Genomic DNA, 10,922 nt, shown 5'->3' with positions numbered 1-10,922 from the left:
CTAGGTTGCTGCGTTTGTTTATAAGTCACTTCAATACACTTAACGCTGACAACTAGGTCTTGGCTCAAACTCACTAACTCGCAATGGGAGTTGAATGACCTTACCACAGCCCGGAGGTGCTTGTTTACCCGTCTGTTCATTAACAAATGCCCAGCGGATCGAGGGCGGACGAGTATCAGCAATAGACTCTGGATTAAGTGGTTTAAGATAGCGAATATAGGTTTCTAGTGCACCAACACTGCCTGTTAATCCAGTGCTTTTGTTATCATCACGGCCAAGCCATGCGACAGTTACCGTATTTTGATCAAAACCTGCATACCAACTATCACGTAAATCATTACTAGTGCCGGTTTTACCCGCCAATTGAATTGATGGAAAATGGGCATTTAAGCGTTTTGCAGTACCATCTTTTGTAACCCGTTTCATCGCATATTTTGTCATGTATAGCGCGTCTTTATCAAAGCGCGGCTGCGAGCTGATATTATGCTGATAGAGCACCTTTCCGACTGAATCCGTTAACGCTGAGATTGATGTCAATTGGCGATACTCACCATCTGCCGCCAATGTGGTATAAAGTTGAGCGACTTCAAAACTCGACATTTCAAGCGCCCCAAGTAGTAATGATGGGTAATGACGAATATGACCTTTTGCACCAAGCTTGGTAAGCGTATCAGCCACTTTATCGACTCCAACATTTAGGCCTAGATTCACAGCTGGTATATTGATGCTATTACTAAAAGCTTTATACAGCGGCATCATACCGCGATATTGATGGTCAAAATTTTCAGGCTGCCACACTTTGCCCTGTTCATTAGTTACTTGCACTGGTGAATCATCCAATAGCGTTGCTAAGTTATAGTGGGGTAACCCCAACGCCGTTAAATACACCGCAGGTTTTACTAACGAGCCAATGTTTCGTTTTGTATCTAATACTCGATTAAACCCTAAGAAACGTGGATCACGCCCTGCAACTAAAGCTGATACCCCGCCCTTCTCTACATTAACTGAGATCATTGCCGCTTCAAGCTGCTCCGTAGCAGCACGTTTTTCGAGATACGGCAGGCTTTTTTCAATGGCTTCTTCCATTGCTGTTTGTTTTTGTAAGTCAAAATACGTAAACACGCGCACGCCAGCATCAAGTACTTCTTGATCAGGTAGTAATTTTTTCAGCTCACGATCCACCAGCTCTAAATAACCAGGGTATGATTTAGGCAAGCTATCCTTCATTGGTGCAATGTCGATTGGCCGTTTTAAAGCAGCACGGTATTCGCGGGTATCAATCAATTTATTATCAACCATTAACCGTAATACTAAATCACGACGTTCCATAGTGCGCTCAGGGTAACGGCGAGGATTATAGTATGAAGGTCCTTTCACCATAGCAACAAGTAGCGCTATTTGATCGTACTCTAGCTCATCGACCGGTTTAGAAAAATAAAATTCAGACGCCAAGCCCATACCATGCACACCTTGGTTATACGATTGACCAAGATACACCTCATTAAGGTAGGCTTCTAATATTTGATCTTTTGAATAACGATAATCTAAAATTAACGCGATCAATGCTTCATTAAATTTGCGTATCAGCGTGCGGTCTCGCGTTAAATAAATATTTTTTGCCAACTGCTGAGTTAACGTACTGCCACCCTGAACAGTGCGCCCTGCTTTTATATTGCTGTATAAAGCACGCATGATCGAAAATACGGATACACCGTGGTGTTGATAAAAGTTCTGATCTTCAACCACTAAAAGTGTATCTGTAAGCATAGGTGGAAACTTATCCAGTGGTACAAATTCACGGTCTTGTTTTGAATCATTACCAATCCGAGCAATTTGTACGGGCTCCAAGCGAGCGCTATTTAAGCGTCTGCCAAACTTATCTTTAATGCTGGCAAGTTTTTGACCCGCAAAACGCAGCTCAATAACTTGTGCTTGTTCTAAACCATCATAAAACTCAAATTCGCGGCGGAAAATTTTAATGCTATCGTCTGCTTTTACATATTGCCCGGTTCGGCTGAGTTTATTCACCGAGCTATAATTTAACCTATCAAGCTCCCACACGACTTCTTGACTAGATAAAAATTGCCCAGGGTAAAAGCCCATTGCCCTAGCATAAACTTGTGCAGGTAGCTGCCATTTATTGCCTTCAAATTGGCGGGTGATTTTTGCATCGAGGTAAATTAAATATAACGCCATAGCAATTATGCCAGCTAAGCTGAGTTTCCAAAAAATAGACCAAAGCTGACGACCGATACCACGTTTTTTTATATTTTTTGTCGGCGTTTTTTTAGTCGGTGTTTTTTTCACTGACTTAGATGCTGTACTTGACGCTTTTTTTGTTGGGCGCTTTGGTGGAGTTTTACTAGAGCGAGGATCTTTTTTATCAGCCATTGACGTTGCTATTTAGTTCCAGAAGTTAATTTTACAGGTGCTATAAGCGCAATACTAACACCAGTAAAATTAACAGTCACTGAAACTTAGCGTGTACACAGCCATAGTGAATGAACCATTGCCGGAATAAAAAAGATAAAACACAAGATAATATTAATAATCAGATCTTTACCAACTCCAGCTTTTAAGAATACGGCCACCGGAGGTAAAAATATCGACAGAATGATCAAAAGTAATTTGTTATCCATAGCTAGCCTTTTATTTGTAGTTAATGTCATTTAAAGAGTAGACACTAAATCCTTATTTTCCTACCCGAATACGCTGAGTTTTATCAATAACTTTTTATTGCAAACACAAAAAAGTCCTAATCGAAATTAGGACTTTGTTCTGAACACACAATGATTTTTAAATTATTCGCTTAGTTACTACGTACTGAAACAAACTCAGGGTAGGCATCGATACCACAATCGTGCTGATCCATACCGTTTAACTCTTCTTCTTCTGTTACACGGATACCCATGGTTTTCTTAAGGATAGTCCACACAATAAGTGAAGCGATAAACACGAAGCCTAAGATACATACTAAGCCAATTAATTGAGTAACAAATGAAGCATCGGCATTTGATACTGGCACTAAGATAATCCCCAAGATACCGCACACACCGTGCACTGAAATGGCACCAACTGGATCATCAATTTTAATTTTGTCTAGCGCAACAATACTAAATACAACGAGTGAGCCACCTAAAATACCCAGTAAACACGCAAGTAATGGTGATGGTGATAATGGGTCAGCGGTAATCACTACTAAGCCTGCAAGTGCACCATTTAGTACCATAGTTAAATCAGCTTTACCCCATAACACTTTACATACAAACAGTGCTGCAATTGCACCGGTTGCCGCAGCAGCGTTGGTGTTAAGTAGGATTTTACCTACCGCAGTGGCATTTTCAGCATCAGAAATAAGTAGTTGCGAACCACCATTAAAGCCAAACCAACCCATCCACAGAATAAAAGTACCTAGTGTAGCAAGTGGTAAGTTAGAGCCAGGAATTGGGTAGATTTCACCATTTTTACCGTATTTACCTTTACGCGCACCTAACATTAATACACCAGCTAGTGCAGCTGCGGCGCCAGTACCGTGAACAATGGCAGAACCAGCAAAATCAACAAAGCCCATTTCAGATAAGAAGCCACCGCCCCAAGTCCAATAGCCTTCAATTGGGTAAATAATGCCAGTTAGTACGATTGCAAAGGCAAGGAAAGCCCACAACTTCATACGTTCAGCAACGGCGCCCGATACAATCGACATAGCCGTTGCAACGAATACCACTTGGAAGAAGAAATCAGACTCTAATGAATGATCAGCATCTCCAGCTTGAGTGCCAATAAGTGTTCCAAACGATGGGATTAATCCGCCTTCAGCATTGTCTACATACATGATGTTGTAGCCAACTAATAAAAACATGGTACACGCAATAGCATAAAGCGCCACGTTCTTAGTTAAGATCTCTGTGGTATTTTTTGAACGGACTAAGCCCGCTTCTAACATGGCGAAACCTGCCGCCATCCACATAACTAAAATACCTGATATTAAGAAATAAAATGTATCTAACGAAAACTTCAGTTCTATTATTGTGTTTTCCATAAAGCCCCCTTAAATTGCTTCTTCGTCTAATTCGCCCGTTCGAATACGGACAATTTGATCTAAGTCGTAAACGAAAATCTTACCGTCGCCAATTTTGCCTGTTGAAGCAATTTTGGTAATGGTCTCAACGACCCTTTGACAATTTTCGGTACGAGTAGCAATTTCAAGTTTGATTTTAGGAATAAAATCGACTTGATATTCAGCTCCACGGTACAACTCTGTGTGACCGCGTTGACGACCAAAACCTTTGACGTCAACAACCGTCATCCCCTCAATGCCTAAATCAGCCAGTGCTTCACGCACATCATCTAGTTTGAATGGCTTTATTATTGCACTAATCATTTTCATAGTGGCCCCCTTCGGACGCTTATTGTTATCCTGTTTGCTAAGATAATCCAACCTTTGTGCCACTATTTTAAATAAATAAAAAACAATAACTTAAACAAGTAAAATAAATCCACCTCACAAAAAATGCACCACGAAGGTGCATTTTTTTAACATCTTTACTGTCGTGGTGCAACTCGCTAATTTTGCTTTACAACACAGTCACGATTTCGCTCTTTTGCTTGATACAAGGCTTTATCCGCCGAGCGCATAGCGCTGGTTAACGTCACATTTTGAAATTTAGTTAAACCAATACTTACCGTTATCGCAAATGCTTGACCATTTATCACAAATTCATACTCTGACAACCTGACTCTAAATGCATCTAGCAGCGGGTATGCTTGATCTAACCCCACATCAGTTAACACGATTGCAAATTCTTCACCACCAACCCGTGCAACAGTGAAATCTTGAAACGAACTCCGTAATAATGATGCCACCTGTTTTAGCGCTTGATCCCCTGCTTCATGACCAAACTTATCATTAATCGCTTTAAAAAAATCAATATCAAGTAATGCTAAGCAATTAGTGCGAGAGGTTTCTTTTAACAGTTTTTCAGCAAATTGATAAAAATAACGACGATTATAAAGGTTGGTTAAATCATCGCGAAACGCACTTTCTTTGATATCAGCAATAAGTGCAAGTTGCTCCATAGTTTGCAATACACGGCAATGAAACTCTTCATTCATAAAGGGTTTTGTTAAAAAGTCATTCGCACCAAATTTGATAAACCGCGCAGATAAACCATGCTTACCAGCACCAGATAAGCCTATAATAGCGAGATCATCACGGCCGCGAATATTTCGCACAGCTTTAACTAGCTCAAAACCATCCATGGTCGGCATTGCGTAATCGGTCAAAAGTAACTTGATCTCTGGATCATTTTTAATAATCTGTAATGCTTGCTTACCATCATGGGCATCTTGCACATCAAATAACTGTTTTTCGAGCATTTGCCTCATAAGTGAGCGACTCAATAACGAGTCATCAGCGATCAACGCCTTACACCCTTGATTACGCAATAACTGTGACACTAATTTAATAGCATAATGATAAGAGTCACGATTATCTTTGATCACATAATCAACCACACCCAGCTCTAATATCTGCTGGCGTTTATATTCATCAATGGTAGATGTAAGCACAACTGTAGGAATAGCGTGCTCTAAGGTGTATTTTACTACTTGGCCATCCATTGCATCAGGCAGGGTTAAATCAACTAACGCAAGTGTGTATTGGTGTTTTGCAATAAACTCCTTGCCCTGTGCAAGTGACCAAGCAAAGTCAATCGCTACATCAAGATAATGAGCGGATAAGTGCCGTAATACTTGCTGGACAACTTTACTATCTTCAACTACTAACACTCTTTGCATATATCTTCTCAACACTTCAGCGGAACGATGCCGATAAAAATTATTTACGAATAAAAAATAAAAATAAGAACTAAGTATGGAATATACTTTATTATTGCTTTAAGCAAAATATCCTACCGCAAATATACGTATAAAAGCATAGTAGTTCCCTTTAGGATAATATTATTGTCTACCTCTTACCGACTAATATTGGCGTCTAGTCTCATTCCCTTTGTTATTTACCTAGAAATTATCTTTAATAGGTTAACAATTATCTAAAGGATAAACCATGAAGCTTATCAGTATCATTAGTTTCTCACTAGCTGTACTTACTTTAACTGTCAGTACAACCAGTTACGCAGAAAACCAACGTCGCATTGATGTCGACAGCAAAGTTGTCACCGAACATAAAGCGCGTATCAATGGGGAGCGCTTTACTTATACAGCAATCACAGGCACACAACCTGTATGGGATGATAACGGTGATGCTGTAGCTACATTACAATACACTTACTATGAACGTGATAAAGTTGATGATCGCACTAAACGCCCATTACTGATCTCATTTAATGGTGGACCGGGATCGGCCTCAGTATGGATGCACATTGCTTATACTGGCCCACGGGTGTTAAAAATTGATGACGAAGGCTACCCTATTCAGCCTTACGGTATAAAGGACAATCCTTATTCAGTACTTGATGTTGCCGACATTGTTTATGTTAACCCAGTCAATACCGGCTATTCACGCGTTCTTGAAAACGACAAAGGCGAACTACCAAGCAAAGAAGCACAGCAAAAAATGTTTTTTGGTGTTAATGCTGATATTAAATATTTAGCCGAGTGGTTAAACACTTTTGTATCACGCAACGAACGCTGGCGCTCGCCTAAATTTTTAATTGGTGAAAGCTACGGCACAACCCGTGTTTCAGGCCTTGCTCATGAGCTACAAAATCGCCAATGGATGTACATAAATGGTGTGGTGTTAGTCTCTCCAACAGAGATTGGTATTAAACGTGAAGGCCCAGTGGAAGCGGCGAACCGCTTACCTTACTTTGCCGCAACCGCTTGGTACCACAAAGCACTCAGCCCTGCACTGCAAGCAAAAGATTTAGACGAATTACTGCCTGAAGTGGAAGAGTTTACCGTTAATAAATTACTGCCTGCTATCGCAAAAGGGGGATTTATTGCTGCTGAGGAAAAACAAGCCATCATCAAACAAATGGCTTTATATGCGGGTGTGTCAGAAAAGTTTGTAGCGCAAAACAACCTCGACATTCCAAATAACTTTTTCTGGAAAGAGTTACTGCGTGAACGCGGCCAAACAGTAGGTCGTTTAGACTCTCGCTACTTAGGTATTGATAAGCGTGATGCGGGTGAGTCTCCTGACTATTGGGCGGAACTTACATCATGGCTGCACTCTTTTACACCGGCAATCAATCACTATTTACGTGATGAATTAAACTATAAAACAGATGTTAAATATAACTTGTTTGGTAATGTTCATCCGTGGGATCGTACAAATAATAATACTGGTGAAAACTTACGTTTAGCAATGGCGCAAAACCCTTACTTAAATGTAATGATCCAATCGGGTTATTTTGATGGCGCAACCAATTACTTTGATGCCAAGTACACTATGTGGCAACTTGATCCAAGTAGTAAAATGCGTGACCGCTTAAGTTTTAAAGGCTACCGTAGTGGTCATATGATGTACTTACGCCATGCAGATTTAGAAAGCTCGAATAATGATCTACGAGATTTCATTTTAAAATCATTACCTAAAGAAGGCGAAGCTGCAAAATATTAAACATTGCACTGCCCTAATTAATAAAAAGCCCGATTATTACGGGCTTTTTTTTCGCAACATGTAAACGTTTAGGTATATACTCAAACCATTGATTTTACGTTTTGGAAAACAAAAATGGCAGAAAACTTCCGTGTCATGTTTGCTGGTCTAGCCAAAGATACAGACCAAGCACACGCGATCAGCCAGTTGGCGACGAAACTAAAAGCCCCCACGGCCAAAGTGGCCGCTTTTTTTGACAACAAGCCATTGTTTGCCCCTTGTGAAAAAGAGAAAGCGCTAAAACAAGCCAAAATACTTGCGAGTGTTGGCATCAAGAGCAAGCTGCATCCTGTTGAAACACATATGACAGCCAATACGACTGAAACCCCCAACCAGCGCGACGAGCGAATTTTTAACGCCCTTGATTACATCACCAGTAGCTTAATTCGCATTGAAGAAAAACTCGATGACTTAGAGCAACGTATAGCAACAAGCCAACACCAAGCAAATACAGATGAAGACGATAATTGGCAAACAGACGATTTACTACTAGATGAAGAGTTAACCACACCAATTAAAAAGCGCAGTAATGTGCTGTTATTTTCGCTGATCGCAATGGTCGTTATACTACTTGTGGTATTGGGGTTATCGTTTGCATTTCCTGACTTGTTCAGTTTTTAACATAAAATAAAAGGTACAACCTAGTTAACAATGAGTGAAACAAGAGCACAGATCCGTCAACAGATCCGAAAAGCACGTAATTTACTGTCAAAATCTGAGCAAAAAATTGCAGCAAAAGCACTGAAAGTGAATTTTACTCAACACTTAAAACAGCAAAAAAAAGTAAAAAACGCTCACATAGGCATCTATTTTAGCAATGACGCAGAACTTGATACATCATTGTTAATAAAGGACCTTTGGAGTAAAAACCACCACCTTTATTTACCGGTCATCCACCCCTTTAACGGCACTACTTTATACTTTCAGCGCTATGAAGAAAATTCACCCATGAAGGCAAATCGCTATGGTATCTTGGAGCCCAAGTTAAATTGTAGTCAGATATGCCCGCTTGCAGAGCTTGATTACCTGTTAATGCCGTTAGTTGCATTTGATGATAATGGCAACCGGTTAGGTATGGGGGGTGGTTTTTATGATAAAACACTGGCGCGCTACGAAAAAGAAAACTGGCAAAAACCACAACTAATTGGCCTTGCACATCAATGCCAACATGTTACAAGTTTACCGGTTGAATCGTGGGACGTACCATTAAATTACATAATTACACCGCAGAAAATCTACCATTGGTAAGCAATAAATTTGTATACTAAAGGTAAGTAACTCCACCTATTGAGCAAATACCATGACACAAGATGAATTAAAAAAAGCAGCAGCTTGGGCTGCACTCGAATTTGTAAAAGAAGGCACCATAGTCGGTGTGGGTACAGGTTCAACGGTAAACCACTTTATTGACGCTTTAGGTTCAATAAAAGACACCATAGCCGGTGCGGTTTCAAGCTCAGATGCATCAACCGAAAAACTTAAAGCTCTTGGTATTGAAGTGTATGAGTTAAACGATGTTGATAGCTTAGATGTATACGTTGATGGTGCAGATGAAATTAACGCACAAAACGAAATGATCAAAGGTGGCGGCGCAGCACTCACTCGTGAAAAGATCGTTTCTGCAGTAGCTAAGCAGTTTGTTTGTATTGTTGATGAAACAAAAATAGTGGATACCTTAGGTGAATTTCCACTGCCAGTAGAAGTTATTCCTATGGCACGCAGTTATGTAGCCCGCGAATTACTAAAACTGGGCGGCGATCCCGTTTATCGTCAAGGGGTTGTGACTGACAATGGTAACGTTATTTTAGACGTCCATAATTTGTCTATCAGCCAAGCAAAAGATTTAGAGCTGACAATTAACCAAATTGTTGGCGTAGTAACCAACGGCTTATTTGCCCACCGTGGCGCAGATAAAGTAATTATCGGTACCAAAAATGGGCCGCAAATTAGATAAATAGGATGAGGATATGAGTAAGGTATCGTTAGCAAAAGACAAAATTAAAATTCTTTTGCTTGAAGGTGTGCATCAAAGTGCTGTTGAAACGCTTAAACGCAACGGCTACAGCAATATTGATTATGTAAAAACCTCATTACCTGAGGACGAACTGCTGGAGCGCATCAAAGATGTGCACTTTGTGGGTCTACGTTCTCGTACTCATATTACCGAAGCAGTATTAGATGCGGCTGAAAAACTGGTTGCTGTTGGCTGCTTTTGTATCGGCACTAACCAAGTTGATTTAAACGCAGCCCGTGAGCGCGGCATTGCTGTGTTCAACGCGCCGTTTTCTAACACTCGCTCTGTTGCAGAGTTAGTACTTGGTGAAATTTTACTGTTGTTCCGTGGTATTCCTGAGCGTAATGCTATTGCCCACCGCGGTGGTTGGTTAAAAACAGCCAATGGTTCATTTGAAGCTCGCGGTAAAACCTTAGGTATTATTGGTTACGGCCACATTGGCACACAGCTGAGTATCATGGCAGAAAATATCGGTATGAATGTTGAATTTTACGATATTGAAGACAAGCTAACCCTAGGTAATGCAACACAAGTCCATAACCTAACACAGCTATTACAACGCGCTGATGTTATTAGCTTACACGTACCTGAAACACCGCAAACTAAAAACCTCATAGGTAGTGCAGAAATCGCTGTAATGAAGCAAGGCGCCATTTTGATCAACGCCTCACGCGGTACGGTCGTTGATATTGACGCTCTTGCAGAAGCACTACGTGACAAAAAAATCAGTGGCGCTGCCATCGACGTATTCCCTGTTGAACCAAAATCAAACGATGAAGAGTTTGTATCGCCACTACGCGAATTCGACAACGTGATTTTAACACCACACATTGGCGGTTCAACGCAGGAAGCACAAGAAAACATCGGTATTGAAGTAGCAGGCAAACTGGCTAAGTACTCAGATAACGGCTCAACGATTACTGCTGTTAACTTCCCTGAAGTGTCACTGCCAGAGCTTGCTAACCGTAGCCGCTTATTACACGTACACCACAACCGCCCAGGCGTGTTAACACAGATTAACCAGGCATTTGCTCAGCACGGCATCAACATCGCCGCGCAGTATTTACAGACAGACGAAGCGATTGGTTACGTAGTAATCGACGTAGACACTGATCAGTCAGAAGTTGCACTAAAAGAGTTAAGTGCCGTAGAGGGCACGATCAGAGCACGTATTCTTCACTAGATGCTAGATGCTAGATGCTAGATGCTAGATGCTAGATGCTAGATGCTAGTAAAAATAAAAGCCGTGCTTGTTAAGTCAAGCACGGCTTTTATTTTGAGTGGAAT

At 40.8% G+C, this 10,922-nt stretch carries 10 protein-coding genes; 5 read left to right on the top strand and 5 right to left on the bottom strand.

The window, feature by feature from the left end; translation table 11 throughout:
- Positions 1 to 39: 39 nt before the first annotated feature.
- From mrcB to CWB85_RS18305, 5 genes are all read right to left on the bottom strand, one after another.
- Positions 40 to 2,391, bottom strand: coding sequence for a penicillin-binding protein 1B (gene mrcB / locus CWB85_RS18325; protein WP_138555646.1), 2,352 nt, complete (start codon positions 2,389 to 2,391; stop codon positions 40 to 42).
- Between the two features lie 86 nt (positions 2,392 to 2,477).
- Positions 2,478 to 2,669 carry a YqaE/Pmp3 family membrane protein gene (locus tag CWB85_RS18320; RefSeq protein ID WP_016708668.1) on the bottom strand — a complete coding sequence of 64 codons (192 nt, stop codon included), beginning with the start codon at positions 2,667 to 2,669 and terminating at the stop codon, positions 2,478 to 2,480.
- A gap of 140 nt (positions 2,670 to 2,809) precedes the next feature.
- Positions 2,810 to 4,039 carry an ammonium transporter AmtB gene (locus tag CWB85_RS18315; protein WP_016708667.1) on the bottom strand — a complete coding sequence of 410 codons (1,230 nt, stop codon included), beginning with the start codon at positions 4,037 to 4,039 and terminating at the stop codon, positions 2,810 to 2,812.
- Between the two features lie 9 nt (positions 4,040 to 4,048).
- The gene (locus CWB85_RS18310) at positions 4,049 to 4,387 is read right to left on the bottom strand and encodes a P-II family nitrogen regulator (RefSeq protein WP_016708666.1); all 339 of its coding nucleotides are present in this window, start codon (positions 4,385 to 4,387) and stop codon (positions 4,049 to 4,051) included.
- 176 nt (positions 4,388 to 4,563) lie between these two features.
- The gene (locus CWB85_RS18305) at positions 4,564 to 5,796 is read right to left on the bottom strand and encodes a GGDEF domain-containing response regulator (protein ID WP_016708665.1); all 1,233 of its coding nucleotides are present in this window, start codon (positions 5,794 to 5,796) and stop codon (positions 4,564 to 4,566) included.
- Positions 5,797 to 6,064: 268 nt separating this feature from the next.
- Between CWB85_RS18305 and CWB85_RS18300 the strand changes: the two genes are divergently transcribed.
- The 5 genes from CWB85_RS18300 (at position 6,065) to serA (ending at position 10,818) form a co-directional block, all read left to right on the top strand.
- Entirely contained in the window at positions 6,065 to 7,582 is a 1,518-nt protein-coding gene (locus tag CWB85_RS18300) for a S10 family peptidase (RefSeq protein ID WP_138555645.1), read from the top strand.
- Positions 7,583 to 7,696: 114 nt separating this feature from the next.
- Positions 7,697 to 8,242, top strand: a complete 546-nt coding sequence (locus CWB85_RS18295) for a hypothetical protein (protein WP_138555644.1) — start codon at positions 7,697 to 7,699, stop codon at positions 8,240 to 8,242.
- Between the two features lie 30 nt (positions 8,243 to 8,272).
- Positions 8,273 to 8,869 carry a 5-formyltetrahydrofolate cyclo-ligase gene (locus tag CWB85_RS18290; RefSeq protein WP_138555643.1) on the top strand — a complete coding sequence of 199 codons (597 nt, stop codon included), beginning with the start codon at positions 8,273 to 8,275 and terminating at the stop codon, positions 8,867 to 8,869.
- A 52-nt stretch (positions 8,870 to 8,921) separates the two neighbouring features.
- Complete coding sequence (rpiA, locus tag CWB85_RS18285) at positions 8,922 to 9,575, top strand: ribose-5-phosphate isomerase RpiA (protein ID WP_016708661.1); 654 nt, start codon at positions 8,922 to 8,924, stop codon at positions 9,573 to 9,575.
- Positions 9,576 to 9,588: 13 nt separating this feature from the next.
- Positions 9,589 to 10,818, top strand: coding sequence for a phosphoglycerate dehydrogenase (gene serA, locus CWB85_RS18280; protein WP_016708660.1), 1,230 nt, complete (start codon positions 9,589 to 9,591; stop codon positions 10,816 to 10,818).
- Positions 10,819 to 10,922: the final 104 nt, after the last annotated feature.

It is taken from the genome of Pseudoalteromonas sp. S1727 (genome assembly GCF_005886375.1).
In the GTDB taxonomy this organism is placed as follows: Bacteria; Pseudomonadota; Gammaproteobacteria; order Enterobacterales; family Alteromonadaceae; genus Pseudoalteromonas; species Pseudoalteromonas haloplanktis.
The sequence above is the reverse complement of the archived record's forward strand: the minus strand, read 5'-3'. Positions and strand labels throughout refer to the sequence as shown.